Genomic DNA, 26,118 nt, shown 5'->3' on the forward strand with positions numbered 1-26,118 from the left:
TTCGGACTTCTCGAAGTCCAGAGAAGCGCGCGGTTCCGAAAGGACCGCGCGCTTTTTCATATCTTCCAGCGCCTGAGAATGCGCGGTCCGATGAGCGTGATGACGAAGCAGCACGCCGCGACGACGCACAGCCCGATCGGCAGATTGCTGATCTGTGCAACGCCGCCGATCAACACCGGCCCGAGCAGCAGCCCGAAATACGCGAGGCCCGCGACCTGCGCGAGCCCTTCCGCGGGCGTCACGCCCTCGACGCGCGCCGCTGCTGCGAACAGCACCGGCATCATGTTCGCGAGGCCCAAGCCCATCAGCGTGAAGCCGGTCATCGTGACGATGGTGTTCGGCAGCAAGAGCGCCATCACCATGCCGATGAACGCAAGCCCCGCGCTGCCGAAGATCAGTTGCGGCGCGCCGAAACGCGCGCGCACCGCGTCGCCGCCGAAGCGGCCTGCCGCCATGCCGCCCGAGAACGCGGCGTAAGCGGCGCTCGACACCGACGGCGTGGCTTCGACGACATCGCGCATATATACAGTGGCCCAGTCGTACATCGCGCCTTCCGCGATCAGCGCGACGAGCGCGAGGCCGCCGAGCGCCCACAGCGCGCCCGAGCGCCAGCGATTCGATGACGACGCCTTCGCGTGCTCGTCGTGATGCGGAACGTGCGGCAGCACGGCGGGCATCGATACGAGCAGTACGAGCAGGCTCACACCGGAAGCGAGCGCGAGATGCGCCGCCGGCGCGAGTCCGTGCGCGAGCAGTGCGCCGCCCGCGGCCGCGCCCGCCATCCCGCCGATGCTGAACATGCCATGCAGCGACGACATGATCGGCTGCGCCAGAGCCTGCTCGACCGCGCTGGCCTCGGCGTTCATCGCGACATCGAGCGTCGCCATGCCGAAGCCGAAAATCGCGAGCACGACGAGCAGCATCCAGTAAGAAGGCGTCACGAGGATCAGCGAGCCGCAGATCATCATCGTGATGCCGCCCGCCATGCACGCGGTGCGCGTGCCGGCGCGCGCGATCCACGATCCAGCGGTGAGCATCGCGAAGATCGAGCCGCCCGCGACCGCCAGCAACGCGAACGAGAGCATGCCGGGACTGAGTGCGAACTTGTCGCGCACGGTGGGAACGTGCACGCCCCAGGAGGCGTACATCATGCCCGCGATGAAGAAGACGGCCATCGTCGCGTAGCGCGCGCGTACGCGTGTGGCATGCGGAAGAGTGCGATGTAGCGCGAGCGTCGGATTGGATTCGCAGGCGGCGGAGGCAGTGGTCGAATCGGACACGAATGAAATCGTTCTTTGAAGTTGCGCGGGATGCGATGACAACCGGACATGTTGCCATCGAACGCGAAGGCTTTCGATTCTATCGAACGGCCAGGTGACACGCTCGGACCTGCTGCATTACCATCGTCCGACCATTCACCCACGCACGAGGCCCGGATGAACATCCCGTCGCAAGCGCCGCTGCATCTGCTGCATCGCGTCTCCGAAGGCACGCTCGCCACGCTTACCCGCGAGCCGCGCGGCTTTCCCTATCCGACGGCGCTGCCGTTCGCGCCGACCGAGCGCCATGTGCCGATGGTGCTCATCAGCCATCTCGCCGAGCATACGCGCAATCTTCAGGCCGATGCGCGCGCGGGGTTTCTGGTTTCCCACGCGGCGGATGGCGGCGTGCTGGAAGGCCAGCGCCTGACGATGCTCGGCAGTTTCGCGCCCGCCGCGCCCGAAGATCGCGGAGAGCTCGCGCGGCGCTATTTGCGCTATCACCCGGATGCGGCACGCTATCTGGAACTCGGCGATTTTTCCTTCTGGGTGATGTCGCTCGAGCGCATGCGTTATATAGGCGGATTCGGCGCGATGGGATGGCTCGGCGGAGAAGAACTGGATTCGCTGCCGCCGCTTTCGGCGGACGACGAATCGTCGTTATGCAAATATTTCGATGCTTACAGCGGCCGTCCGGAGAATCGCGGATTATTGGGGATAGACCGGTACGGCTGCGATTTGCTGCTCGCCGACATCCGCAATCGTTTTACATTCGATTACCCGAAACTGACGAACGAGGATTTGAAGGCCGCGGTTATCGATTGTTTTGAGCGTCAACGTAATATTTGAACGAGATAAATCCGAGACGTTGCGACCCGATTTCAACCGCATGGAACGCGCTGCAGAGCGGCTTTTTCGTGGCAAGTTGCCATCTCATGAAACTTTTGCGACTGACTCGTTTCTCTTTGTTTTCATCCGATGCCATCGTCGAGTCGTCGTCGCGACTGGCAGAGCTTTTAAGTCCGAAGAGCGAACAAGCGAACCTTCTGAGCTTTCGGCAATTGTTACGAAGAAAATTGCTAAACTTTTAATAAGTGGCGATTCGCACATGCCGCGTTATTGGGAACTGTGTTAATCTGCGTGCCAGTCCGAGGCTATACTGATAACTGAAAGCGAGCGCGCCGATTCGCAAGTCAGCAAACCACTTAGGGAATTGCCATGCCTTCATACAAGGAACTCCTCGCACAACGCGAGTCTCTCGAACGTCAGATTGAAGAAGCGAAGTCGCGCGAATACGCGGAAGTGCTTAATGAGATCAAGCAGAAAATGTCGGATTATGGCATCACGCTTCAGGAACTGGCTGGCGGCCGTGGCGCAAAAGGCGCGAAGGCCGCACGCAGCCGCTCGGGCGTGGCGCCGAAATATCGCGATCCCGAAAGTGGCAGCACGTGGTCGGGTCGCGGCAAGCCGCCGAAGTGGATCGCCGGGCAGGATCGGGATAATTTTCTGATCGGCAAGTAATTGCAAAGCATCAAACGATGCATTCGAAGAGCCGCGTTACGTGACGCGGCTTTTTCATTTGTGCGATCAGATGATCGGTGTTTCGTCATTTGCCGAAGTTCGAAGACCGGAGACACATTACACCGCGCTTGCGTCAACAGCGCGCAGGCCGAAAAACCGGGACGTCTCCTGAAGGAATATTGCGCCAGATAGCGGACTTGCGGCAACTCGGATCATCGTGTTCTGCCGTCGAATTTCGGCATTAATTTCCTCGGCGGATTGCTGTTCACGGTTCGCGCCGCAATGCTGGCTCGCGAGCGAACCTGGATCGCCAACCATCAGGATATTTCGCCCGTATCAGGCCGGGCGTGCTGGGTAGTTTGATTTTTATCGACTGGCTGAAAGGGAATTGGATGCGCGTTCGCCCATTGCATTACAAGGCTCTTCCAACGGACGCACCGATTCCGCGCGCTGGAACCAACGGTCCAAGCGCGCATTAGAAACGCGGCGCTAAACGCAATCCGTCAGAGCGGCAATTGCGTGTCGAACTTGATCTCTCGGAGCACAACGCTCGTTCGCACCTGAGCGACGGCAGGAATCTTGAAGATGCGATCGTGGAGAAAGGCGTCGTAAGCCTTGATATCGGGCGCGACGATCTTGAGGATGTAATCGGATTCGCCGGTCGTGCTATAGCACTCGGTGACTTCCGGGCAAGTGGCGATTTCGCGTTCGAATTGCTCGACGCCGCCTTCCGTATGCCGTGTCAAATGAATATGCGCGAGCGCGCAGACATGCAGACCGAGCTTTTCGCGATCGAGCAGCGCGGTATAGCGCTGAATGACGCCCGATTGCTCCATGTCCTTGATGCGACGCCAGCACGGCGTGCTCGACAAGCCGACCTGGTCGGAGATTTCCTGAACGGAGCGGCGTGCGTCCAGCTGCAGGAGACGCAAGATTTTTTGTGAGAATGTATCGAGAGTCAACTGCGCCTCCGTTCGGTCGCGATTTGACTCTCATAGTAGAGGCGTCGAAAAAGAAACGCAATGCAAACGCGCCCGCACTGAGGGAGTTTCCCTAACTCCCCCGCCTCAGGGCGCGGTTTTACCTTCAGTGTCGTCGCCGGATTCCTTCGCAAACCTGGCCAGCTTCTCCTGCGAGATCCGCAGGTCGGCCAGCATGTTGCAAAAGAGTGCGCCTTGCTCGATTGCGTCGTCCAGCGCGACGTGCGTATGCGGCAGCTCGTCGAACCAGTGTTTCGGCAGACGCGGCTTGATGGCCTTGCGATACGGCAGGCCGGTCATCGCAAAGGCGAGCGTCTTGATGTCGAGCGCCGACCACGAAAACGGGCAGCGCTCGGCAAAGCGCATCATGTACCAGAACATATGCGTGAAGTCGAAGCCCGCCGGATACGCGACGAACACGGGCTTGCCGGGCAGCGCTTCCACCCATTCGACATAGGCCGGCAAGGCGATTTCCGGCTTTTGCAGATCCTTGCGGCATGCGGCCCACGCGTCGGGCTGCGTCTTCCACCAAGCCGCCTGAACCGGATGCGGCGTCGCGCCTTCGAGCGTTTCGAGATTCGCGGAGAAGGTGCCGATGAGCTGCTTGTCCGCGGTGTAGGCCGCGGACGCGAAGCTCAGCATCGAATGCGGTCCGGGAATCGGGCCATCGGCCTCGACATCGGTGCTGACGTAGATTTCGGGGATTGCGTTCACGCTGTCGCACCCGTTGCCGCGCCGTCGCGCACGAAAGGATTGCTGCGCCGTTCCTCGCCGAACGTCGATGCCGGGCCGTGTCCGGGAACGAAGGTGACATCGTCGCCGAGCGGCCAGAGCTTTTCGCGGATCGAGCGGATGAGTTCCGCCTGATTGCCGCGCGGGAAATCGGTCCGGCCGATCGAACCGGCGAACAGGACGTCGCCGACGAACGCCAGATTGTGCTCCCGACTGAAAAATACGACGTGACCCGGCGTGTGGCCTGGGCAGAAATAGACTTCCATCGACTCGTTGCCGAACTGCACGGCGTCGCCGTCGTCGAGCCAGCGTTCCGGCGTAAAGGCTTCGGCGTTCGAAAAACCGAAGCGCTGAGTCTGCGCGGGCAACTGATCGATCCAGAACGCATCTTCGCGATGCGGTCCCTCTATTTGTATACCGTAATGGTCCGCGAGCGCCTTGGCGCCGCCGCAATGATCGAGATGGCCGTGCGTGAGAAGAATCTTGTCGACGGTCACGCCCTGGCGTTCGACTTCCGCGATGATGCGTTCGATGTCGCCACCCGGATCGACGATGGCGGCGCGCTGGGTCGCTTCGCAGATCACGATCGAACAGTTCTGCTGAAAGGGCGTTACGGGAACGAGAATGACTTTCATATGACTGACGTCGATGCGCGCGGGCCTGTAAAAACGTTCATTGTACCGGTGCGACCACGGGTCCGACGGCAGCGCGCGCCGCTGCGGCGTTGCTCAAAAAAGCGGCAATTCTTACGCTCATAGCGAAAATCAATGACAATTCGATGGGTCCGATGAGCCGGACCACGGTTTTTTTGTATAATGGCACTACTTGTGCATGGATCGAACCATGCCGTCATTGGGCGAATGCCAAAACGCTAGTGCGTTTTTACAATCGCTGTCAGTACGCTGTTGGGGGCCAAAAGCCTCGCAATTGCAACTCACGCACCTTCAGTAGGTGCACACGTCTTGTCCGGCCAGACGCCGCGCGTCTGTCAGATGGCCTTTGCCGCCGTCACGCCGGATGGGGCCTACGCCGCCGTTCCTGCGCTCACTTGGCTTCACCAGCGCACGAACGTGATGCCACGTTCGATGGCGGCTTGTGGGGTCTGGTCAGGCTGCCGGGGACAGGTTGCGCCAGACGTGAACAATAACCGGGCGTTTGCGGCACGAGTGCGCCGCATCCGAGCACAGTTCACCGTTCGCTTCAGCGAGCGGCGTTCTGCTTTGCACGGCAAAGCCTCGAGCAGCCTTGCGCGCGCCGACCAGCGCAGCGCGGCCGCTCCTTTATCGTTGAAAACACGTCTATGAATGCTCGATTTATTCGACATGTCGGGAGCCTGCTAGCAGTTGGCGTGCTGGCGGGTTGCGCCGCGCCGGGTTCGGGCGATGTCGCATCCAATCCTCAGAACACAAACTCCTTCAGCACGAGCAGTGCCCGCTCGACGGCGCCGCTCGCCTTCGATTCGCACCTTTCCGCGCTGCCCGCCGAGAAGCCGGCGCAACCGGCGCAGTCGCTTTCCGACGCCGAGCCGATCACGACCGGTCCCGACGCCAGCAACTTCGAGCAGAAGGGCAAGGCGTCGTGGTACGGACGCATGTTCCACGGTCGCAAGACCGCGAGCGGCGAGAAGTTCAACATGAACGCGATGACCGCAGCGCATCGCACGCTGCCGCTCGCGTCGTGGGTGCGCGTGACGAACGAAGCGAATCACAAGACCGTCGTCGTGAAGATCAACGATCGCGGCCCTTATGTGCACGGACGCGTGATCGATCTGTCGTATGCAGCGGCGGCGGTGCTCGGCATGCGCGGCGCCGGCACGCAGAAGGTGAAGATCGAAGGTCTCACGCAGCAGGAAGCGCGTGCGGCGCGCGAAGAGCAGGCTCAGGCGCTGGCCGACGACAGCGTGAACTGATCTCGCCGACAGCTTCGCAGAACCCGACGGGCCGTTATCGCAACGGCCCGTTTTTATTTCTCGTCGCGTTTGGCGAGCTTCAGCGCGCGTTCATACAGCGCATTGCGCGACGCGCCCGTCAATGTCGCCGCGATGCGCGCCGCGCTTTTCACCGACAACTCTTCCAGCAGCGTCGACAGCAGCGCGTCGTGGGCGTCGTCGGCGTCGTGCGCTTCGGGCGCGCCTTCGACGACCAGGACGAATTCCCCGCGTTGACGATTCGCATCGGCTTCGAGCCACGTTGGCCCTTCGGCCAGGGTGCAGCGATGCAGGCTCTCATGTAACTTCGTCAGCTCACGGGCGATCAGCAGTTGCCGTTCGCCGCCGAACGCGTCGCCGAGCGCGCGCACGGTTTCGACGATGCGATGCGGCGCCTCGTAGAACACCAGCGCCATCGGATGACTTGCGAGCTTCTTCAGCTCCGACGCACGTTGCTTCGCCTTCGTCGGCAGGAAGCCGATGAACGAGAAGCCGCCGACGAACGCGCCCGCCGCGCTCAATGCGGTCGTGAGCGCGCTCGCGCCCGGCAGCGGGATGACCGGCAGGCCGGCCTCGCGCACGGCATCGACGAGACGCGCGCCGGGATCGGAGATACCGGGCGTGCCCGCGTCGGATACGCACGCGATGCGCTCGCCGTTCCTGAGATGCTCGATCACGCGTTCGGCGGCGCTGCGCTCGTTGTGCTCGTGCACGGCGATCGACGGCTTCGAAATGCCATAGCGCGCGAGCAGTTGCGCGGTGTTGCGCGTGTCTTCGGCGGCGATGCGATCCGCGAGTCCGAGCACGTGGAGCGCGCGCACGGTGATGTCCGCCGCGTTGCCGATCGGCGTTGCGACGATATACAGCGCGCCTGTCGGATAGTGCTGCCCAGCGGCGAGTTCGGAGATCTGAAGCATGAGCGCGGGCGTCGAAGGAAAGGTCGTCATTTTGCCATGCGCGATTCGGTGGCCCGCCGACAACTTTTACGGAGGAGCCGTGTCCAAAACGCTCGGCGACGCTTTCGAGTCGCACGCGCTCGCGTTCCTGCAGCGGCAGCGCATGCGTCTTGTCGCGCGCAACGTGACGTGTCGCGGCGGCGAGATCGATCTCGTGATGCTCGATGAACGCGGCGCGCTCGTGTTCGTCGAAGTCCGCGCGAGAAGAAGCAGGCGTTACGCGAATGCGGTCGAAAGCGTCGATGCGAAGAAGCGCGCGCGCCTCGTACATGCCGCGCAGCATTTCCTGACGACATGGCGCGGCGCGTTGCCTGCGTGCCGTTTCGACGTCGTCGCGTTCGATGCGGGCCGCATCCATTGGCTGCCCGATGCGTTTCGCGCCGACGAGGCGTGACTGCGGTTCATCGCATGATGCATGCGGTAAACTGCGCAACAACCGACGCCTTGAGCGTTCAAGCCACACACCGCGCATGTCGCGGCCGATGATCGAGAGTCGATGTCAGTCGAACGCATTCAACAGCAATTCCGCGACAGCGCGGCACTTCAACTCGAAGCACTCGACGCGCTGGCGGTTCCGATCGCGGCCGCCGTCGATACGCTTTTTGGCGCGCTCGCGAACGGCAACAAGATTCTCGTTTGCGGCAATGGCGGCTCGGCTGCCGATGCGCAGCGCTTCGCCGCGCAACTCATCGGCCGCTTCGAACGCGAGCGTCCGGGCTTGCCGGCGATTGCGCTGACCACGGACACGTCGATACTCACGGCCATCGGCAACGACTATGCGTTCGAGCAGATCTTCTCGAACCAGGTCCGCGCGCTCGGCCAGTCGGGCGACGTGTTGCTTGCGATCAGCACGTCGGGCAACTCGGTGAACGTGCTCGCTGCGATTCAGGAAGCGCACGAGCGCGAGATGATCGTGATCGCGTTGTCGGGCAAGGGCGGCGGCGCGATGTCCGACGTGCTCGCCGAAACCGATATTCATATCTGCGTGCCGGCCGAACGAACGGCGCGCATCAAGGAAGTCCATCTGCTGACCATTCATTGTCTGTGCGACGGCATCGATGCGATGCTGCTCGGCGACGACTGAAACTGAAAGGGGGAACGGAGTTGATGAACAAGACACGCGTCAAGGCGACGCTGGCCCAGGCCACGCTGATGGTGGGCATGTTGTCGGGAGTTGCATTGACGTTGCAGGGCTGCGCGCTCGCGGTCGTCGGTGCGGCGGCCGGCGGCACGTTGATCGCCACGGATCGCCGCACGCTCGGCGCGCAGACCGAAGATCGCGAGATTCAGGTGAAGGCGCTTTCGCGGATCAACGAGAACGTGCCCGATACGTCGCATGTCAACGTGACCGTGTTCAACCGGCGCGTGCTGCTGACGGGCGAAGTGCCGGACGATGCATCGAAGGCGAAGGCCGAGGCGGTGGTGCGCGACATCAATAACGTCGGCAGCATCGTCAACGAGCTGTCGGTGCAGGGCGCGAGTTCGTACTCATCGCGCGCGAACGATTCCTACCTTGAAGGACGCGTGAAGACTGCGATGGTCGGCGAGAAGGACTTGCACGCGAACGACTACAAGGTGGTGTGCGAGCGCAGTGTCGTTTATCTGATGGGGCTCGTCACGCCGGACGAAGGCGCGCATGGCGCGGATGTCGCCGCGCGCGTGCCGGGCGTCGAGCAGGTCGTGAAGGTGTTCCAGTACATCAAGCCTGAAGAGGCGCAAGCGTTGGAAGCGGCGGCCGCGTCGGGCACGAGCGTGGCGCCGGCGGCAAGCGCGCCGGCTGAGGCGACGGTTGGGACGGTGCCTGATTCGGGCGTGACGTCGCGTCCGCTCGATACGCAATCGCCCGCGCCCGTGAAGAACTCGGATGTGCGTCCGGGGAATGCCAATCCGGCTTCGACGGTGAAATGAACATGATGCGTTCGATTGTCGGCGCGGTGATCGTTGCCGCGTCTTTTGGTGTGTCTGCTGCGGAGCAGACGGGTTCATCCGCGAATGCGATGGCGATCGCGCGCAGCAACGCGTGCATGGGTTGTCATGCGATCGATCGCAAGCTTGTGGGGCCGTCGTTTCAACAGGTCGCCGAGAAGTACAAGGGCGATCCGCAGGCGAGCACGATGCTTGAAAAGAAGGTGAAGAACGGCGGCGCGGGGGTGTGGGGCTCGATTCCGATGCCTTCGCACCCGAAGATGAACGACGCGGATATCAAGACGGTCGTGTCTTGGATTCTGGCGGGGGCGCCGCAGAAGTGAGCGTTGATTGAAGTCGTCTGAAGGCTTGCCTGACGGCGATTTTGCTGTGGTACAATTTTGATTCGTTGGGGGGGTAGCTCAGCTGGGAGAGCGTCGCGTTCGCAATGCGAAGGTCGGGAGTTCGATCCTCCTCCTCTCCACCAATAAAATCAAAGGGTTACAGGCGTTTTGCCTGTAACCCTTTTCTCTTTACTGAGTCTGTGTAACCGTGGTGTAACCGGATTTCGTCGTAGTCGTTCCATGCAAATCAACAGGTTCAATTGGCCGACTGGAATGGGGTGCTGCGCGAACGGGCGTGGCTCACGATGCATCGGAAAGCCCCCGACGTGTTGCGGCGCGCTTACAGGATCTACCTATTGCAAGGGCTGCAACGGGTTTATGGGCGATCTTTACTCACCACGCGAGCGCATTGCCGCTTCATTGCAGCTTTATGCGACATTGAAAGGATGTCTTGGCCGTAAGACTTGGACACCCGTCGAAGGCGCACTCATCATGTCGGGTGTTCTCGCGCCAGAGGGCTGCGAAGAGATGCCGGATGGCGGGGTAGGGCTTGATGGCGAGAACCTCCCTAACGGCGGCCATCGACGCTTTCACTGCGCGCGCCTAATCATGCGCGAATGGCATGAGTGGGCTAGCGAGGAGGAGAACGGGACTGTACCAACGAGGATGACGCCGCACCAGTTCATCGACTGGTTTGAGCGCGAAGAGATCGATACACCCTGGTTGGCATTGTTCATCGATGTCATTGTTGGAAAACCTGCGCCAGAGCAGATTGACTATATTCCATCACAGGTTGCCGAATACGCCGCAAAGTCGATGGCGATAGTCGACTCGATGCGCCAGGTGCTCAGTGAGGCGTCTCTGGGGGCGTTGCCCTCAAGCTCGCCAGAGGTGTCTGCCACCACTCGAAAGGCGGCACCACGTGTACCCATGCCGATTCCTGAGAATCGCGATTACCTGTCCACCGACGAGTTTGCGGCGGTGATGGCCGTTGGTCCACAATCAATTCGCAAGCGTTACTCCAGCGATGGAAGCTATCACGGAGTTCGGCCCGTCAAGCTGGCGAACCGTCGCGTGCTGTGGCCGGTTGAAGCTGTGAGGCAGTTGCGCAACGGCGGCGTTGTCGACGAGGGATAGTCCCCTGCAGGGGGATTCGTCTTTTATGCTGCATTGCGAATATCAAGCGCCTTGTACACCCCGGGCATCCGCCCTTTTCGACCCATCCCGGCCAAGTGAATCTTGGCGACGCTGAGTTCGCTATTCCGATTAAGGCAAGCCTCTTCCAACGCAAGAGGGAGGGTATAGCGTTGCGCGTCAACATGCCTAAATTGGCTGGGGCTCTACCAGCGACCTTAGGGTTGCGCAAATTGTCGCGATCTCGCCACCGAGATCAACCGTCGTAAATCGGAGACGGTGTCCCTGAACGGTGCATGATTCGTCCACGTGCTCACCCACTGATGGATGAAGGAGCGTCCCTTCAGCATGCTCGGCATGCCTGTCGCCGCCGCCCGTCTGGCTTCGCAGGTAGGTAAAGACCTGATAGATGTCACCACTACGAAACTTCTCGCTGCCAAATTGGTTGGAGCGCAGAATCGTTTTGAACTTCGTATCGATCACAATACGTCGATCGGTCAACCGGCTATCGATTACAAGATCAGCTTGCATGCCGGGAAGCAAGGGACGCAAACCTGACGTTGGTGCATGGATTGGCCAGTCCAGCTGCTTCTGCGGCCGGACCCACCACTCTCGTGCAGGGAGCTGATGAGCATAAAAACCGGCGACGGCTTTCTCAAATATGTAAGGCAGCATGCGATCGTCCCGGCGAAGGCGCGCAATGTATGAGTTTCCGGCCTCTTCGGTAGGAAGTCGGGGATCCAATACCAAACCCGAAACCGCCAGCAATGCACGGTCCTCGGCATCATTTCTCCCGATTTGCTCTCGCGCCATTTCCGACCTGGCTGGACGGCGGTACGAGACCCCGAGCCGACCAAGCTCCGATGCCAACTGGACGCAACGGTGGGATAGCTTGGTTTCCCCCACGATTGATGCTGCGTAAGTGAGCGCATAGCGGACCAGTTGGTTTCTCGGCGTGTCCGCTGTTGGCTCTTCGAAGCGACAAATAATTCGCCCCTGTCGAAGCTCATCCGAGCACAGGGTCTGGACGAGATCGATGCGCCCTCGTACTCGTGTTAGTCGTGCCTCACGGGTCTGATAGGCGCGTGTCAGATTACGTCTAATTCGACGCTCCACAAGCCAGACCAGCAGGCGCCCGAGCAGTTCGGGGATATCGTCCTCATCGGCTATCGCTACGGGGAGCTGGCTCGAGAACTCGGCCAGGTTGTGCGCGTAGGAGAGCAGAAACCAGAGATTCTTAATGGGGATCGGGTGCGACATGTCCGTGCTCCCGATTCCATTAAAGATTGGTTAGCAGCTCGTCGATGGCCTCTTTGACCTTTGGCGGATTGTCGTACCAGTACTCCCGCAGAAGCGGCTCAAGCTCACTCTTCACGATTTCACCAAACCATGCGCCAACTTCCTCAATCGGCTTGTCCCTCGGTGGTGTGACGAAGCTGTGCCCGATGCAGAACTGGTCGCCAAGCGACTGGTCGCTCGCAATACGCTGATTCAGACGTTCCATACGTTCGGCAATATCGACAACTGCAGCCTCCGAAAAACCGGCGTGGGTTCTACACCAGTCACGCCACGGCGAGCCAAGTGCCGGTCTCAGAGTCGCAAACGCAAATCGACGGCGCAGCGCCAAGTCAATCAGCGCCAGCGAGCGGTCTGCGATATTCATTGTCCCGATTACATACAGATTCGGAGGGATGTAAATCCGCTCATCCGGCGAGCGAGCGTAAGCAGGCCTGAGCGCTTCATCCGTACGTCGCTTGTCATGTTCGAGGAGGGTTAGCATCTCACCGAAAACCTGTGCAGGATTGCCGCGATTAATCTCCTCTATCACCACAACGAATGGCGAGGGATCCGCTTGTGCTTCACTGATTGCTTCGAGAAAGACGCCATCGATGAGGTCCAGCCGGCCATCTGCACCGGGGCGCCAGCCGCGAACAAAGTCTTCATAGGACAATGATGGTTGAAACTGCAAGGAAACCAATCGACTGGTGCTTCGTGCACCCAGCAGGGCATAGCCCAGTCGCTTGGCCAGCCATGTCTTGCCAGTTCCCGGAGGACCTTGAAGGATGAGATTGTGCTTGCGCTTGAGCAACTCAAGCATCGCCTTGAGTTCGTCCTCAGGAACAAAGCACCCATCGTCGACAATGGCCTGTATGCTGTAATTAGGTGCGACGATTAGCCCGTTGTCGCCCACCACCTGCGGACCACTGAAAGTTTCGGCGTCCGTCTCAGCCTTCTTGGCGTGGATTTGCCAGCGAGCCTCAAAATCCTCCGGGAGTGCAGCCGCGTAGTCCTCCCCGTCTTCGGTCAGTACGAGTCGTACGTGCCCCGTCGAGCTATCGGAGCGAACTAGACCCACCATTCTGGCCCAGGCGATGATGTATGAGCCCGGCTGAGTGGTTGTCCAAGTGGGCACCAGTTCCTGCAGTCTGCTGGCGAGCTCTTGATGTGCGATACCATCCGGCGTCTGTGACAGCCAAAGCAGCAAATGCCCCATGCCGAAGACGCGACCAATCAACGGCCCGCGCAGGGCATCAGCTGGGTCGGGCGCTGTGAGTATGTCTATACCGCGTGTGGTAGGACGATACGCACCATCCGTCAACGTGATCAGTCCGAGACCTCCCTGCGCCTGCGAAATGACGTTGACAGCGCTCGTGCTCTTTTGCAACTGCGGGGCCTCCTGCATGATGACCGAGATAAGGTCGTCACGGCTCAGCCCTTGCTCCGTCTCACGAACCACCGCCACGAGGAGGCTGACGTTGTCGCTTACGCACGTAAGACTCCTACGTTGAGCCTCCGCGGGCAAAAATGAGATTTCAGGAATGTCGACGGCTTCGCGTGTCACCTTCGGTTGTTCGACAGCACCTTCATCTGGATGATCGATGTAGGTCTGCCAGAGGTACCATGTCAGGACCGATTGATCGACAGATTCTTCTACCGTAGCGGGTTGCCCAAGGACTTGGCGCAGATGATCACGGATAACTGCATGTTGAGCGACGAAATCGCCGTGAATCGGCCGCAGTCCAAGAAGTCGCTGCACTTGCCAGATGCGACGGGCATTCATCAGACATACCATGTCGTCTGGAAATATGGCGGCGAAAAGACGGATCAGTCGTGCTTTGGGGCGGCGCTTCGCATATTGTTTTGTAGCGATCCACGCAAGAATCCGCTTATAGAGAGCATCAAGATACTCGCCACGCGCCTCGGCATCGCCCGGCAGCACAGCGTCGCGCTCGTTAAGCAGGTCGGATGCAAGTTCTATATCGGTGAGCGCGCCAGTCACCGTGACAGAATTACCAGAGCCGATGTTGGCAATCGGATTGTCATTCCAGAGCTTTGCTTGAAAGTCTGGTGTTAGCCATGTGTCGCTGGACGCGCCTTTTACGAGGCGGAGTTGCTCGGTGTAGCGATGACGCCATTCTGTGGCCCATTGCTGGGCAGCGTAACTCTTAAATCCGGTCTGCCATATTTCCCGCAGTTGGTCGTCGCTCAGAATAGTCGTCATATCGTTCTATTGGGTCGGTCCAGATTGCAATAAGCGAAGCTCAATAAGTATAAGGGACAAGGGCGCCCGGGGTGTCTCGGAACGCACGCGAACTATTTTGGCGATTGAGCGGTCGAGCAGCCCTCGTTTTACGCAGGGGCGACGACTGGATCAACGCATTGCAGGTCCCGATGTCCAGTGTCAGTGACGAAAGCGGCCTTCGAATTGCGCTGTCTTTTAAAGCGCGAACGTCCCTTCCCGGCCCGTTCTGCGCCGTCGAGGTCAACAATGGGTCCGCACAGAGATCGCTGCGTCGCATACCCACAGCGTCCGAATACGCCATCAAATTCGCTCAATCTGAACCGACCGGCGCGTTCTCGCCATCGAGACCTTTAATGACAGCATTCCGGATTAATCGTTCGATTATCTGTCGCCTCGTAAGGCCATACCGTTCGACTAACGCCTCCAATTGATCGCGAACTTCTTCATGCAATGCGAAATTACTTTGCTTCTTGCCTTTGAGATTTGCTCTTACCTGCTGTCGCTTGATCTCCTTCTTGATTTTCTCTATGTGAAGCAGCTTTGCATCGAGGCTGAAATCTAATGTGTCAAGAAAAAACAAAATATCATTGATATTTACGAATTTTGATGTCGCTTTCAAATGGCGCCCATGTTCTTTTCGATACCACGCCCACGCTGCCTCACAGCGCTTCTTCTCGTCGCGCTCTCCGAACCATGAGTAATAGTGATCGAGGTCAGTGTGCCGAATCCAATCTTCCTTCAAGTGATCCAGTAGCCGTTTTTTTTCGGAAATAGCTGCTTGCCACGAATCGAATAACGCAATCAGGGCGTCCTCCTGATTCAATTTTGCTGGATATATGATATTCCGCCAGCCATCCTTGCTCTTTAGTATGAAAAAGATCCAATTAATCTTTCTGGAATCTTTTATAAACCATCTAAGGTCATCCATCGGTAAAACGAACCTTTCCTTTTCATCGTAAAGTGCGCCCTCAAGGTCGAGTTCGTGAATAGCGCGGGTCATGTCCCTAAACATGGCTCCAGTGCCGTACAGGTCTATGTTCAATCCGTTTAATTTCAAATCCTCTACGCTGCGTCTGTCGCGCAAGGACATCCACAGCCAGGCTACCGTCCGGTCATCTAGCGTCCAATGAGTTTTCGGGAGTACAGCACGCAATGTGCTGCGGCCATCTGAGTTTCCGAAAATCTATTGCCATTTATATTTGATAGTCAATGTTAATTGATGGCCCAGCTATTTCGCGCGGGGAAAATACACATAGGAAATGCAACAGAAATACATTGCAAATACATCTGAACTATACGAGAAGTATGCTAGAAATTGCATGGAAATACATCGCAAATATGCTCGTTCGTGGTGCTGAGATGCCGTTGTGTAGGGCGGTTGGGTGCGACAGACAAAAACTTATAGCTGTCTTCCGCGCCGAGTGTCGTTGGCATCTACGCTGTGACACTCGGCATAGCCTCGATCGCTGTAGACCGTCATCGCGCTTGGGATGGCTTGGTGCAGTCGTCAGGAGCAAATCCGTGCGCCTTGCCGCCGTCGCCACACCATGCGCCGATCCGCGGCCTATAAATCGGGCGTTGAAAGAGCTTTCCCGGAGCCCGTCCCCGTACGGTGACTACGTAATAACTTTGGCGAGGCAGGAGACCAAGGAGTAAATCCCCGGGGAAAAGCGACGCAATCGACACGCCGAGATAACAGCCACTAATTCGCTGGAGATGGGGAATCCCCCATTTCCAGTCGTATCTACGGTTGTTGAAAAGAATAGGGCGCTTTTATGCATAAGTCGGTATATGCATAGAAAACCATTGTAGCCAAGGGATTTTTCGTCGTAGTCACTCGATGGGTATCATGGAAAAGTGTGCTTTTTTTTTCTTTTTTATTGAAACCTTCCGATGCTTTCTTTGTAATAAGTATGCGTTTAATAAAAGAAAATGTCGATCTATTGAATAATAAGATGTCGAAACACACAAAAGGCATAAGTGGTGACTAATCGCAAAGGTAATAAGCAAGAAGCCGATAGGCTGAGATAATAAAGTATCGTTCATGTTGATCGATTGGTGATAACCACTCAACAGGATCGATCATGAAGATTCGCTACAACGAACGACAAAAAAAGAAGGTGCTTGAGCTTGAGGAAGGGATGTTTGAGTGGCGTTCACGCCATCTCATCATCAGCGTGACTTTTAACTACAAGCCTGAATATCGGCATCGAATGACGTTTGATGATGTTTGTCATCATCGAGATAAATTCATCAGCAACATGAAGATGAATGGTCTCTTGGGAAAGATTAACGGTTATGCGTGGAAAATAGAGGAGGGGGATATCTCCGGTGGCTTACATATTCACTGGATTTTCTTTTACGACGGAAAGTACCGACAGGATGTCCTGATCGCTCGTAGCTTGATCGACTACTGGTCTGAGCGGATCACGCGAGGTATGGGCGATGGCTGGAATAGCAACCATCGAAAGGAGCGTTATGAAGAGCGTGGACATGGGATCGGTGTCGGCCAGATCGACCGTAACGACATGGTCAGACGAGATGCGCTGAGGAAAAACCTCGAGTACTTGACGAAGGCCTGTAGTTACCCGGCGACGCGTACCAATCGCTACCGGCACATGTTCGGTGCCAGTCAGCTTCCCAGGCCGAGATGAGATGGCTGCGCGTCCCTGGCCTATGGGCTTGATTCGTAGCGCGGGCCGAGTTGCCGCAGGGACTTGTGCCAGACGAGTAAAAGTCTGCCACGGCATTCGACTGCCAGACCAAAGCGATGTACGATTGACGTACAACGTCTAGGCTACGTGCCGAGATACGAAGTGGCGGCGCGGACGCAAGCGGCTTGCCAATTGCGAGGCTCATATGGCCGCTATGGCCCATCACCCAGGCGTAGTTCTCGCGAAACGGCTCGCTGCCTTAGGCGTGACTCCGACTGAATTGGCACGCCAATTGGGAGTTCCGGCCAACCGAATTAGCCAGATCGTCAAGGGCAAGCGGGGAATCACGGGCGACTCCGCACTTCGGCTTGCCCATTGGTTCGGCAACGAGCCGCACTTCTGGATGGGCTTGCAGGCTCAATATGACCTTGAGCTTGCTGAAGCAGAATCGGGATCGGCCATCAGGGCGCTTCCTAGGTGCAATTGCAGCCGCAAGGCCAACAATCACGCGCAAGATGCCTAGGGACGCACCATGACAGAATCGAAAGTAACTTTCCTGCGCATTAGCTTCGGTGTCGCGCGGGTTTAGCAGGGGGGGGCATGATTGCGTCATCGGCGGACATCACATTCCACTATCCACCAGAGCTGTTTAGCTTGCTGGTTGACGTAGTGCCGCTCCTCAACCGCTCAAAGAAGGATGTGCTGATATTCTTTCGTGGTGCTGGTGTCCCTGACGGTATGACTGTGGATATTGCCGGTCGCCTTAAAGCTGCACCGAAGGAAGTGAACAAATATGAGATGGTTCGCACGGTGCTTGAGCGCTTGAATGCAAAGGGCGAATCGACTCTGCGCGAACGTCGCGAGGTATTGCGGCGCGTGGTGGACTTTACCAACTTCGATACATGCTGGCCAGACGACCAACTCAAGGCCAAAGGGCTCGTTGCCAGTATCAGGGAGGTTGTCAATCAAAAGGATGCCTTTACGCGCATCAACAATGCCCGAGAGGAGGAGCGTCGTGCCCGTCTCGCCGACATGCAACGTGTTGTCACTGAGAAGCGAGAACGCGCTTCGAAGATCGAGACTGCCAGGCACGATCTTTACTCGCTCTTCGGTGCGGTTGCCAGTGCGCAGGAGCGCGGTAAAAAACTGGAAACAGCGCTCAATAACCTCTTCCTAGCGTACGGTGTTCTTGTTCATAAAGCCTTTCATCTGGTCGGCGAAGCCGGGGAAGGAATCGTCGAGCAAATCGATGGCGTAATCGAACTTGGCGGAGTTCTCTATTTCGTTGAGATGAAGTGGTACCGCAATCCGGTCGGTAAGCCCGAGATTTCGGAGCATCTTGTGCGTCTCATGTCGCGTGCCGAGGTTCGAGGCATCTTTATTTCCGCGAGTGAATACACGGAACCAGCGATTCACACTGTGCGTGAGTTCTTGCAGCACAAGGTTCTTGTCCTCTCGACTCTGGAAGAGATCGTGCAGCTGCTTGAGCGGCAGGATGACCTCGCGGGTTTCCTCAAGCAGAAAGTTCAGGCCGCTCAGATACACAAAAACCCGTACTTCCGGCCGCATGACGTGCAGGCGTGAGATGCGAGATGACAGAGAACTGGAAGGACATGGTTGCAGCGAGAAGGTCTTTCGGAGACGTACTGGCCTCCGGGGTGACTCACAGGTCGTCGATACCGCAACCACAATACCCGTTTCGGGTCGGAAGTGCGTTAAATTGGATAAATACCCTAGGCAAGCGCCATGAGTAAGAAAAAACCCATTGATCAGTTGACGATCAAAGGATTCAAGTCAATACGGAGCTTAGACCGTCTTCGGCTAGGAAGCCTGAACGTGCTCATTGGCGCTAACGGTGCGGGGAAGAGTAGCTTCGTCTCATACTTCCGAATGCTCAGCGAGATGGTGGAGCTGCGCCTTCAGCGTTGGGTGTCTCAGCAGGGCTCGGCCGAGCGCATATTGACCTTCGGCGTAAAGGAGACCGAGCGGCTCGAATCGTTTGTTAAGTTCGGCTTGAATGGATACAAGTTCGTGCTGGAGCCGACCGTTGATGGTGATTTCGTCTTTGCCAAGGAGTCCCTATTCTTCGATGGTCCTTATTTTGGTGAGAAATGGATTTCTTTGGGTGAAGGCCATCACGAGGCCAAGCTCAAGGAAGCGTTCACGTCGTCAGGTAAGGGCGGAGAAGCCGATTATTGCTATAGTTCGATTTCCGGTTGGAAGGTTTTCCATTTTCATGACACGAGCGATACGGCTGGTGTGAAGCGCTGGGCTTCCGTGCATGACAATGAGTACCTGCGGCCAGACGCATCAAATCTTGCTAGCTACCTCTTCCGGTTGGCGGACGAGACGCCAGATGTGTACGAGCAGATTCGCAAAACCATTCAGCTTGCCATCCCGTTCTTCGATAACTTTGTGCTTAAACCGCGCCGAATGAAGAGTGGGGAGGAACAGATTCGACTGTTGTGGCGGCAACAGCAAAGCGACTACACGCTCTCGCCCAGTCAGCTTTCCGACGGTTCAATTCGTTTTATATGCCTCGTAACGGCGCTTCTTCAGCCTGATCCCCCGTCAACCATCATTATCGACGAACCGGAGCTTGGTTTGCATCCGTATGCGATAACCTTACTCGGCTCGTTATTACGATCTGCCTCAACGCATATGCAGGTTATCGTCTCTACCCAATCGGTGCCGTTAGTTAACGAGTTTTCCATCGACGATTTGATCATCGTGGAGCGCGAGCAGGGTGGCTCTGTATTCAAACGCGTTGACGAAAGCGAATTTGAGGCATGGCTGGAAGATTATTCCGTCGGGGAGCTATGGGAGAAGAACATCCTCGGTGGGAGGCCGCGCAAGTGATCCGTGTTCATGTCATTTGCGAAGGACAGACTGAAGAGACATTCGTCGCTGAGGTCTTGGCCGAAGCCTTCGCTCAGAAGGAAATCTTTTTGATGCCAGCATTGATCGGCAAGCCCGGTCATAAGGGTGGAAATCTGCGCTTCGAGCGCCTGCTGACGGATGTACGAAATCGGCTAGCCGGAGACCGGGATGCCTGGTGCACAACATTTTTCGACTACTATGGTCTTCCGGGAGGCTTTCCAGGGAAAGTTGCCGCTGAGACTATGCGTACCACGGATGACAAGGCGGTGTGCTTGCTGCAGGCGATGACTGCGGAATTGCGGCGGCACCTCGGTGACAACCATATGCGCCGCTTTATTCCTTACGTCCAGATGTACGAATTCGAAGGTCTTCTGTTCAGTCATCCTGAACGCTTGGCAGACGCGATCGGACAGCCGGCGCTCAACCAGGAGTTTCGCCGCATACGTGATGCATTCGACAGTCCCGAATCGATCAATAACAGTCCGATGACGGCGCCTAGCAAGCGGATCCTGAATCACTTCGAGGGCTACGACAAGCCAGTGTACGGCTCCATTGCTGCACTTGAAATCGGGTTGGCCGCAATTCGCAACGAGTGTCCGCGCTTTGATGAGTGGCTAAACCGGATCGAAGCGTTGGCGCAGTAGTACGGCCACTTCCTTAGCCAAGGGACGCTCGCAATAGATGCGGTGGAACTACCCCCGAAATAGAGGCAAGAATTTTGGTCAGCAGACAAGGCGTGTCCTGATCGTCGCGCCGACGAATTGCGCATGGAAACTACAGGTGTCGATGACTGAAGCGCAAGCGTGCAGGGTTCCGACTGCGTTGTTGGCGTAATATGGCCACGTATTCGAGATCCGGACCGTGGCGGCGGGCCAAACGCCTGTGCAGCCTTGCAGCCATCGCGCAGCAGCACAAGCTTTAGGCCAGTTTGCGCGACGTTGGTTGGGACAATCCTGAATGGAACATGATTGTGCTAACCACAGAGCCGCCCCGGTCATGGATAAACCGGTTCACTACGCAGCTGCGACGACGGAGTTTGCGCGCCAGCCGGGAACAGCGCGTGAAACACGGCGCCGTTATCGAGCGGATTGAAGCGCTCTACTTTGTCTGGCTGCGTGGATCGCTTCTCTGGAACCCCATTGACTCAGCCGTGAGTGGCATCGCTCGTGCGACTGCCGTCATCAGCACTTCTCTGTCGCTTTCAGTTGCAGTGCCATCGATTTTCAGCAAACCCACACATGCCGTCACTCGGAACAGATCGGCCACGGACATGATTTTCACGGTGAGTTCGTCAGAGTGGGCCTGACCGATTGCGCTAGGGCTGGGAGACCAATTGGCAAGTTGAGTCAGGCCACCGTGCGTATAGTCATTCAGTGCATCGTAGAGCTCACTTTTCAATGTACGAGCACCTGCATTCATCCTTTCATCAATTGCTTTAACGGCAGACTCAATCTTCGGTAACGTCCCGCGAGTGGCGAACCTCGTCATCTGCTCGGTGTCCCCACAAGTGGTGGCCCAAAGACCGTAAAAATATGCATCGAGCAGTGGACGTAGTAGGGAGAAAGCTGAACTTCGGTAGTCAAATCTGACCAATGCGGGAATTGCTTCACCGTGATCGATCGCGAGAAGGAAGAACTTGATCGCGAGCGCATCGCGGTCTTGGCGATCAGGATGTATTTTTATTTGTTTTGGCCGCCGGTCGCCGATCCATGCGGTAATGTCTATAGACCGATTAATTGCAATGGCAACTGATCTGGAATGGGAGATTTCGCCTTCGTCACTCGGAATTTCGTCTGTCTCGGACATGTTAAAGGGGCGTGTAAGTTCGTTCTTGGTTGCCGCCATCGGTTGCTTGTTTCGCACCAGTGCGGACTCTCGTGCGTGTGGGTTGCGTGAAACGTAAGTATATTCGGCGCGGTTTCATGCAACATCCAATTTAAGGTTGACCGCGATGGCACGTACGTCGAGAGAAAACCGTGGCACTTTGCCTCAGACAAACGCCAGAAACCGGCGTGCCATCTTTCGATGGCCTTGATCGGCGAGTTGGCAGCTCGGGAGGGTAGTCCCCCTGCGCTGTGCATACCGCGCTGGGACGGCGCAAAAAACCAAAGAAAAATGCCGCGCATACTGGCGCGGCGCCATGCTTCGATACGATCAAGCACGCTGCGGCTGTGATTATCCGCAAGAAGAAAAAGCGCAGAAGGCAGGACTGACCCGCCTGTTGCGTTGACTGAGCCACAATGCAACCGGTCTGCGGCGCTCGGCGCGGGTTTATGCCGGATGGTTATCGGGCACGACGTCATCAAGAAGTTCGATGGCCGTATGCGAGCGATCCCACTCGGTGGTCACCAGAATGCGAGTTTGATCCGGCAACCGATAGAGCGAGATCAGGCGCAAGCCTGCAGCGATTGAAAGGTCGTTCTGCTGACGGTCGTCGTCGGACACGGTACCCCAGTCGCCCGCGATGTGCCTGAGTGCGACACTGATGACAGGAATGCCGTTCGCGCGCAGCGCTGTGAGCGCATCCGGCGTGATGAGCAGGCATCCCGGACGGAAAAGCGGTTTGAGCCGAGTGGGCTGATTCATTGGCAATTCTCCAGAAAGCGGACGAGCACGGGCCTCCGGATGAGCCGGATGTGTGTTCGTTGGAATGAGGGGAAGTTCGGGCGCAGAGCGCGCCGCGTCAGGCTATGAGCTCGACGAGTGCGCGACGGAGGGTTACAGCCTTCGCCTGGGAACAACCCAGATGGCGACGGATGTCAGCGACGGTTGGCCGCAGTAATCCATCGGTAATGTCACGCGCGAGTTGGGTGAGGTGATGGTCTATGGGATCGGACGCTGATGGCGACGATTGCTGATGGTCTTGCGGAGCGAGACTGGAGATCGAGCTTTCGCGACTAACCGCCCCGTCGGCGTGACTCGTCCTGATCGGCGCGACGACGGAATGGGACGCATGCGTAGCGTCCGCGACTGCGTTAGGCATGGACTGTTTCGCACCGGCAGAATCCGTGACTGTTGCGACTACGGGCATCGCGGCTTCCATTACGACAGGCAACAGCGACGCCCCGAGTGCTACCTGCCACAGCAGGCACGCGACACCTTCGAGGACTGCGGCGAAGAGTGACCCGAAGAGCAGGTCGATGCGGGCGACAGGTACGTCGAGTAATGCGGCGAGTCGTGAGGCGACTGGATCGGCGCGTAACGAGTCGCGTCGGGTCGGGACTCGGTCATTCGCGATTTGCTGACGCCGGATGTCGTCCGCTTCGGCGTTGAGTGCGTCCACTCTGGCCCCGAGTGTCACGCGACGGGCGTCGAGCGTTACACAATTACCGGTGCAGTACCGCGCGTTGGCGGCGGGAAGTTGCGCCGTCGCGGTCGCACGTTCCGCCATGACGGTCGTAAGACTGCGACCGGATGTCGGGCCGGAAGCAGCATGGACAGCCGACGCGCGCAGTTCGCCCGCATGCTGCTGGGCCGTCACGAAGAAAACCGCATGGCCGATACACGCGGTCGCCAGACACGCGCCCCATAACACGCTACCCGTGACGCGCACAAGGAGTGACGTTCGACGGAGCAGGGCTGGTAAGAGGTGCGCGCTTGTCACGAGTACCAGACCCGTCGCCACCCACACGAGCCGTTCCGGTACCGACCCGCCACGGTGCCAACTGGCCAGCACCGACATGCAGGCTGCCGTTCCGGTCGCGGTGATCGCTAGGACAAGAGCGAGGCGGCGGATCATGCCTCCTTCCCGCCCAGCAGCGCGGCACGCCGATCCAGCTGCTTTTGCAGGCTGAACCGGGTCGTTGAAGAAGTCTCGTCGTGACCGGTATCGTGACTGCCGCCATTGCTGGACTCCGCTGGATAGAACTCTTCGGCAACAGCGGCGCTTTCCTCGATAGTCTCTTCGAATGCGCCGTTACTGAAGCCCGCGTGCGCAGCGGTATCGAGCGCCTGCTGATCAAAGCCGGCAGCCTTGCGCCGTGTATCTAAGTCGCGCGCCTCGATGATCGCGGATTCGAGCGTGCTGCTCGTCCGTGCGCAGAGATCGACGTAGTAGATCGCGCTCCGGTAGCTTTGCGTGGTGGACTTGCCGCGCAACTTCAGTTCCAGCGGCAGGCAGGCGAGCAGGTTGCCCGACACCGCAGAGAAGTAGTGCAGGCGTGCAGCCAGCGTTCGGATCGAGTTAAAGCTCGTGGTCCTAAACACGAACGATCCGAGCTCGTCCTCGTCGCCGATCAGTACATTGAGCCGCCCGTAGGGCTTGCAGCCTCCCGTCTGACCAAAGACACAGGCGTCTGGCGATGGACACGGCAGTTCTTCGATACCGTCGCCTCCTGCGCGACGGCACGTTTCGCCATTGCCGACACAGATGGGGCGTCCGGTCTCACGGTCGAAGCACGAATACTCGGCCCGAAGGTTTGTCAGCGTCGGATAGATACTCCTCATTTGGGGATGCGGACAAAAACTTGGACTACCTGGAGGTAGTTCATGTTTTCATACGAAGATCGCATTCGAGCGGTTCGACTTTACTTGAAGCTGGGCAAGCGCATCGGAGCTACCATTCGGCAGTTGGGCTATCCGACCAAGAACTCTCTCAAAGCCTGGCATCGCGAGTACGAGCAGTGCCACGATCTGCGGGCGGGCTATGTCCGTTCGAGGCCGAGGTATTCTGATGAGCAGAAGACGATTGCCATCGATCATTATTTGAGTCATGGCCGCTGTGCTGCCGCCACTTTGAGAGCTTTGGGTTATCCGAGTCGCGAGACGCTTGCGACCTGGATCAAAGAATTGTGTCCGGAAATCGGCAAACGTATCGTTGGCCGAGCCGTTGGAAGTGTTGCAAAATCACAAAAGGTGAAGCAGGCGGCAGTTATTGAACTGTGCACCAGAGAGCAAAGCGCTCGGGTGGTGGCCGAGAAAGCCGGTGTCAGCCGGCCAACGCTTTATAACTGGAAGAATCAGCTACTCGGTCGAGAGGTTCCAGCATCTATGAAACGCAAGAGGAAGTCAGCATCGAACAATGAGCGTGCGGAACTGGAACAACAGGTCGAATCGCTTCGACGCGACATCCGACAGCTGCAGCTTGAGCACGACATTCTGAAGAAGGCGACCGAACTGATAAAAAAAGGGATGGGCATCAACCCGCAACTCCTGAGCAACCGGGAGAAGACAATGCTGATTGATGCCCTAAAGCAAAGCTATGCATTGCCAGAGTTGCTAGCCGCTTTGAGTCTTGCCCGTAGCTCTTACTTCTATCACCGTGCACGGCTGTCGGTTGCTGATAGGCATGCTGACGCGCGGCGCGTCATCGCGGACATCTTCGAACTTAATCACCGTTGCTACGGTTATCGGCGGATTCGCGCGGCATTGATCAGGCAACAGGTCTTCATTTCGGAGAAGGTAGTGCGTCGCTTGATGCGACAGGAAGGTCTGGCGGCCGCCACGACGAGGCGACGTCGCTACGGCTCTTATCGTGGAGAAATTAGTCCCGCGCCGGAAAACATCATCAATCGTGACTTCTACGCCGCTGCTCCTAATCAGAAATGGCTCACGGACCTTACCGAGTTTCAGATTCCGGCCGGCAAAGTGTATCTGTCGCCGGTTATCGACTGCTTCGACGGTCTTGTTGTGAGCTGGTCAATCGGTACGCGGCCGGACGCCGAGCTCGTCAATACCATGCTGGATTCAGCGATCGAATCAGTAGTCGGCTGCAAGGAGCGACCTGTAGTCCACTCGGATCGTGGTGCGCACTATCGCTGGCCAGGATGGCTCTCGCGTATGCAGGCTGCCAGACTGACTCGTTCCATGTCGCGCAAAGGATGTTCGCCGGACAATGCAGCCTGCGAAGGTTTCTTCGGGCGACTGAAGACGGAATTGTTCTATCCTCGTGACTGGCGAGCCACGACCATCGATCAATTCATCGAGATCGTTGACTCGTACATCCGCTGGTACAACGCAAAACGGATCAAGGTCTCGCTCGGCTCCCTCAGCCCCATCGAATACCGGCAGAGTCTTGGAATCGCGGCATAAATCAGTCCAAGAATTTAGCCGCACCCCCTTTTCGTCGAAGTAAATTTCCCCAGTTTTTTGTTTGGCGCCGCCGCGTAAGCGGTGGCGCCCCGTCGATCACCGACCATATAGGCCTTCGCATTCGTCGGGGAGCTACCGGTGGTCGAGCTGGGAGAGGTTATGACGATTCTGGAATTGCATCGGCAGGGGCTGAGCATCTCGGCTATCGCCGTTCGACTAAATATGGATCGCAAGACCGTTCGCAAATACATTAAGAATGGTGTGCAGGCGCCC

At 57.8% G+C, this 26,118-nt stretch carries 27 protein-coding genes, 1 tRNA gene and 1 pseudogene; 16 read left to right on the forward strand and 13 right to left on the reverse strand.

All coding sequences use genetic code 11. The features are described from left to right. Positions 1-56: 56 nt before the first annotated feature. On the reverse strand, positions 57-1,280 hold the full coding sequence (locus BG60_RS19085) for an MFS transporter (protein ID WP_033536476.1): 1,224 nt from the start codon (positions 1,278-1,280) through the stop codon (positions 57-59). A gap of 156 nt (positions 1,281-1,436) precedes the next feature. Between BG60_RS19085 and BG60_RS19090 the strand changes: the two genes are divergently transcribed. Then, the gene (locus BG60_RS19090; protein WP_008352300.1) at positions 1,437-2,108 is read left to right on the forward strand and encodes a HugZ family pyridoxamine 5'-phosphate oxidase; all 672 of its coding nucleotides are present in this window, start codon (positions 1,437-1,439) and stop codon (positions 2,106-2,108) included. 369 nt (positions 2,109-2,477) lie between these two features. Next, positions 2,478-2,780 carry an H-NS histone family protein gene (locus BG60_RS19095; protein WP_008352299.1) on the forward strand — a complete coding sequence of 101 codons (303 nt, stop codon included), beginning with the start codon at positions 2,478-2,480 and terminating at the stop codon, positions 2,778-2,780. A 503-nt stretch (positions 2,781-3,283) separates the two neighbouring features. Here BG60_RS19095 and BG60_RS19100 read toward each other — a convergent pair. The 4 genes from BG60_RS19100 to BG60_RS39055 form a co-directional block, all read right to left on the reverse strand. Continuing rightward, on the reverse strand, positions 3,284-3,742 hold the full coding sequence (locus tag BG60_RS19100; RefSeq protein WP_008352298.1) for an Lrp/AsnC family transcriptional regulator: 459 nt from the start codon (positions 3,740-3,742) through the stop codon (positions 3,284-3,286). A gap of 105 nt (positions 3,743-3,847) precedes the next feature. Then, complete coding sequence (locus tag BG60_RS19105; protein ID WP_008352297.1) at positions 3,848-4,474, reverse strand: 3'-5' exonuclease family protein; 627 nt, start codon at positions 4,472-4,474, stop codon at positions 3,848-3,850. Beyond that, positions 4,471-5,127, reverse strand: coding sequence for an MBL fold metallo-hydrolase (locus BG60_RS19110; protein ID WP_008352295.1), 657 nt, complete (start codon positions 5,125-5,127; stop codon positions 4,471-4,473). Before BG60_RS19110 ends, BG60_RS19105 begins: the two co-directional genes overlap by 4 nt. A gap of 419 nt (positions 5,128-5,546) precedes the next feature. Beyond that, the gene (locus tag BG60_RS39055) at positions 5,547-5,816 is read right to left on the reverse strand and encodes a hypothetical protein (RefSeq protein WP_162483414.1); all 270 of its coding nucleotides are present in this window, start codon (positions 5,814-5,816) and stop codon (positions 5,547-5,549) included. Between BG60_RS39055 and BG60_RS19115 the strand changes: the two genes are divergently transcribed. After that, positions 5,793-6,401 (forward strand): septal ring lytic transglycosylase RlpA family protein, encoded by a 609-nt coding sequence (locus BG60_RS19115; protein WP_033536464.1) that lies wholly within the window; start codon positions 5,793-5,795, stop codon positions 6,399-6,401. The two genes, BG60_RS39055 and BG60_RS19115, sit on opposite strands and share 24 nt — an antisense overlap. Positions 6,402-6,454: 53 nt before the next feature. Here BG60_RS19115 and rsmI read toward each other — a convergent pair whose 3' ends face one another. Then, positions 6,455-7,336: a 16S rRNA (cytidine(1402)-2'-O)-methyltransferase gene (rsmI, locus tag BG60_RS19120; RefSeq protein WP_008352292.1), complete on the reverse strand. Its 882-nt coding sequence runs from the start codon at positions 7,334-7,336 to the stop codon at positions 6,455-6,457. On the opposite strand from rsmI, the gene BG60_RS19125 reads away from it, so the two are divergent. From BG60_RS19125 to BG60_RS19150, 6 genes are all read left to right on the forward strand, one after another. Beyond that, a complete protein-coding gene (locus BG60_RS19125) occupies positions 7,335-7,769 on the forward strand; it encodes a YraN family protein (RefSeq protein ID WP_008352290.1) in 435 nt (144 codons plus the stop codon). The two genes, rsmI and BG60_RS19125, sit on opposite strands and share 2 nt — an antisense overlap. 102 nt (positions 7,770-7,871) lie before the next feature. Further along, positions 7,872-8,459, forward strand: a complete 588-nt coding sequence (locus tag BG60_RS19130; protein WP_008352289.1) for a phosphoheptose isomerase — start codon at positions 7,872-7,874, stop codon at positions 8,457-8,459. A gap of 23 nt (positions 8,460-8,482) precedes the next feature. After that, complete coding sequence (locus BG60_RS19135; protein WP_008352287.1) at positions 8,483-9,283, forward strand: BON domain-containing protein; 801 nt, start codon at positions 8,483-8,485, stop codon at positions 9,281-9,283. Beyond that, the gene (locus tag BG60_RS19140) at positions 9,280-9,624 is read left to right on the forward strand and encodes a c-type cytochrome (protein ID WP_008352285.1); all 345 of its coding nucleotides are present in this window, start codon (positions 9,280-9,282) and stop codon (positions 9,622-9,624) included. The genes BG60_RS19135 and BG60_RS19140 overlap by 4 nt, the downstream gene beginning before the upstream one ends. Before the next feature lie 67 nt (positions 9,625-9,691). After that, positions 9,692-9,767: transfer RNA gene (locus BG60_RS19145), tRNA-Ala, on the forward strand. A gap of 235 nt (positions 9,768-10,002) precedes the next feature. Next, positions 10,003-10,761: a hypothetical protein gene (locus BG60_RS19150; protein ID WP_033536465.1), complete on the forward strand. Its 759-nt coding sequence runs from the start codon at positions 10,003-10,005 to the stop codon at positions 10,759-10,761. A 186-nt stretch (positions 10,762-10,947) separates the two neighbouring features. On the opposite strand, the gene mcrC is transcribed toward BG60_RS19150, so the two are convergent. The 3 genes from mcrC to BG60_RS19165 all read right to left on the reverse strand — a co-directional run bounded on the left by mcrC (position 10,948) and on the right by BG60_RS19165 (position 15,281). Beyond that, a complete protein-coding gene (gene mcrC, locus BG60_RS19155; RefSeq protein ID WP_008352280.1) occupies positions 10,948-12,018 on the reverse strand; it encodes a 5-methylcytosine-specific restriction endonuclease system specificity protein McrC in 1,071 nt (356 codons plus the stop codon). A 19-nt stretch (positions 12,019-12,037) separates the two neighbouring features. Further along, positions 12,038-14,260, reverse strand: coding sequence for an McrB family protein (locus BG60_RS19160; protein ID WP_008352279.1), 2,223 nt, complete (start codon positions 14,258-14,260; stop codon positions 12,038-12,040). A gap of 331 nt (positions 14,261-14,591) precedes the next feature. Continuing rightward, positions 14,592-15,281, reverse strand: coding sequence for a hypothetical protein (locus tag BG60_RS19165; protein ID WP_144403720.1), 690 nt, complete (start codon positions 15,279-15,281; stop codon positions 14,592-14,594). Between the two features lie 1,084 nt (positions 15,282-16,365). Here BG60_RS19165 and BG60_RS19170 point away from each other — a divergent pair. From BG60_RS19170 to BG60_RS19190, 5 genes are all read left to right on the forward strand, one after another. Continuing rightward, complete coding sequence (locus tag BG60_RS19170) at positions 16,366-16,935, forward strand: inovirus-type Gp2 protein (RefSeq protein WP_008352275.1); 570 nt, start codon at positions 16,366-16,368, stop codon at positions 16,933-16,935. A gap of 214 nt (positions 16,936-17,149) precedes the next feature. Further along, entirely contained in the window at positions 17,150-17,458 is a 309-nt protein-coding gene (locus BG60_RS40150; protein WP_412135180.1) for a HigA family addiction module antitoxin, read from the forward strand. A 77-nt stretch (positions 17,459-17,535) separates the two neighbouring features. Next, complete coding sequence (locus BG60_RS19180) at positions 17,536-18,519, forward strand: restriction endonuclease (protein ID WP_008352271.1); 984 nt, start codon at positions 17,536-17,538, stop codon at positions 18,517-18,519. 162 nt (positions 18,520-18,681) lie between these two features. Further along, positions 18,682-19,794, forward strand: coding sequence for an AAA family ATPase (locus BG60_RS19185; protein ID WP_008352270.1), 1,113 nt, complete (start codon positions 18,682-18,684; stop codon positions 19,792-19,794). Next, positions 19,791-20,459, forward strand: a complete 669-nt coding sequence (locus BG60_RS19190) for a DUF4276 family protein (protein WP_008352269.1) — start codon at positions 19,791-19,793, stop codon at positions 20,457-20,459. The genes BG60_RS19185 and BG60_RS19190 overlap by 4 nt, the downstream gene beginning before the upstream one ends. A gap of 454 nt (positions 20,460-20,913) precedes the next feature. On the opposite strand, the gene BG60_RS19195 is transcribed toward BG60_RS19190, so the two are convergent. From BG60_RS19195 to BG60_RS19210, 4 genes and pseudogenes are all read right to left on the reverse strand, one after another. Next, the gene (locus tag BG60_RS19195; RefSeq protein WP_008352268.1) at positions 20,914-21,660 is read right to left on the reverse strand and encodes a DUF6988 family protein; all 747 of its coding nucleotides are present in this window, start codon (positions 21,658-21,660) and stop codon (positions 20,914-20,916) included. 426 nt (positions 21,661-22,086) lie between these two features. Next, positions 22,087-22,401: a hypothetical protein gene (locus tag BG60_RS19200; RefSeq protein WP_008352267.1), complete on the reverse strand. Its 315-nt coding sequence runs from the start codon at positions 22,399-22,401 to the stop codon at positions 22,087-22,089. Positions 22,402-22,498: 97 nt separating this feature from the next. Further along, positions 22,499-23,554 carry a hypothetical protein gene (locus BG60_RS19205; RefSeq protein ID WP_008352266.1) on the reverse strand — a complete coding sequence of 352 codons (1,056 nt, stop codon included), beginning with the start codon at positions 23,552-23,554 and terminating at the stop codon, positions 22,499-22,501. Next, a pseudogene (locus tag BG60_RS19210) lies at positions 23,551-24,234 on the reverse strand (recombination directionality factor); the annotation flags it as partial. The pseudogene BG60_RS19210 and the gene BG60_RS19205, both read right to left, overlap by 4 nt. A gap of 69 nt (positions 24,235-24,303) precedes the next feature. Here BG60_RS19210 and BG60_RS19215 point away from each other — a divergent pair. After that, positions 24,304-25,845, forward strand: a complete 1,542-nt coding sequence (locus BG60_RS19215) for an IS3 family transposase (protein ID WP_008352264.1) — start codon at positions 24,304-24,306, stop codon at positions 25,843-25,845. Positions 25,846-26,004: 159 nt separating this feature from the next. Further along, the coding region (locus BG60_RS36950) for a helix-turn-helix domain-containing protein (RefSeq protein ID WP_152563217.1) at positions 26,005-26,118 on the forward strand (114 nt) is incomplete at its 3' end.

Source organism: Caballeronia zhejiangensis (assembly GCF_000698575.1).
Classification (GTDB): domain Bacteria; phylum Pseudomonadota; class Gammaproteobacteria; order Burkholderiales; family Burkholderiaceae; genus Caballeronia; species Caballeronia zhejiangensis.

Bases quoted from the DNA above. Each gene is read 5' to 3' on its own strand.
- BG60_RS19090 (WP_008352300.1), top strand. From the start codon at position 1,437: ATGAACATCCCGTCGCAAGCGCCGCTGCATCTGCTGCATCGCGTCTCC.
- BG60_RS19095 (WP_008352299.1), top strand. From the start codon at position 2,478: ATGCCTTCATACAAGGAACTCCTCGCACAACGCGAGTCTCTCGAACGT.
- BG60_RS19110 (WP_008352295.1), bottom strand. From the start codon at position 5,127: ATGAAAGTCATTCTCGTTCCCGTAACGCCCTTTCAGCAGAACTGTTCG.
- BG60_RS19115 (WP_033536464.1), top strand. From the start codon at position 5,793: ATGAATGCTCGATTTATTCGACATGTCGGGAGCCTGCTAGCAGTTGGC.
- BG60_RS39055 (WP_162483414.1), bottom strand. From the start codon at position 5,816: ATGTCGAATAAATCGAGCATTCATAGACGTGTTTTCAACGATAAAGGA.
- BG60_RS19125 (WP_008352290.1), top strand. From the start codon at position 7,335: ATGAGCGCGGGCGTCGAAGGAAAGGTCGTCATTTTGCCATGCGCGATT.
- rsmI (WP_008352292.1), bottom strand. From the start codon at position 7,336: ATGCTTCAGATCTCCGAACTCGCCGCTGGGCAGCACTATCCGACAGGC.
- BG60_RS19130 (WP_008352289.1), top strand. From the start codon at position 7,872: ATGTCAGTCGAACGCATTCAACAGCAATTCCGCGACAGCGCGGCACTT.
- BG60_RS19135 (WP_008352287.1), top strand. From the start codon at position 8,483: ATGAACAAGACACGCGTCAAGGCGACGCTGGCCCAGGCCACGCTGATG.
- BG60_RS19140 (WP_008352285.1), top strand. From the start codon at position 9,280: ATGAACATGATGCGTTCGATTGTCGGCGCGGTGATCGTTGCCGCGTCT.
- BG60_RS19150 (WP_033536465.1), top strand. From the start codon at position 10,003: ATGGGCGATCTTTACTCACCACGCGAGCGCATTGCCGCTTCATTGCAG.
- mcrC (WP_008352280.1), bottom strand. From the start codon at position 12,018: ATGTCGCACCCGATCCCCATTAAGAATCTCTGGTTTCTGCTCTCCTAC.
- BG60_RS19160 (WP_008352279.1), bottom strand. From the start codon at position 14,260: ATGACGACTATTCTGAGCGACGACCAACTGCGGGAAATATGGCAGACC.
- BG60_RS19165 (WP_144403720.1), bottom strand. From the start codon at position 15,281: ATGACCCGCGCTATTCACGAACTCGACCTTGAGGGCGCACTTTACGAT.
- BG60_RS19170 (WP_008352275.1), top strand. From the start codon at position 16,366: ATGAAGATTCGCTACAACGAACGACAAAAAAAGAAGGTGCTTGAGCTT.
- BG60_RS40150 (WP_412135180.1), top strand. From the start codon at position 17,150: ATGGCCCATCACCCAGGCGTAGTTCTCGCGAAACGGCTCGCTGCCTTA.
- BG60_RS19180 (WP_008352271.1), top strand. From the start codon at position 17,536: ATGATTGCGTCATCGGCGGACATCACATTCCACTATCCACCAGAGCTG.
- BG60_RS19185 (WP_008352270.1), top strand. From the start codon at position 18,682: ATGAGTAAGAAAAAACCCATTGATCAGTTGACGATCAAAGGATTCAAG.
- BG60_RS19195 (WP_008352268.1), bottom strand. From the start codon at position 21,660: ATGGCGGCAACCAAGAACGAACTTACACGCCCCTTTAACATGTCCGAG.
- BG60_RS19200 (WP_008352267.1), bottom strand. From the start codon at position 22,401: ATGAATCAGCCCACTCGGCTCAAACCGCTTTTCCGTCCGGGATGCCTG.
- BG60_RS19205 (WP_008352266.1), bottom strand. From the start codon at position 23,554: ATGATCCGCCGCCTCGCTCTTGTCCTAGCGATCACCGCGACCGGAACG.
- BG60_RS19215 (WP_008352264.1), top strand. From the start codon at position 24,304: ATGTTTTCATACGAAGATCGCATTCGAGCGGTTCGACTTTACTTGAAG.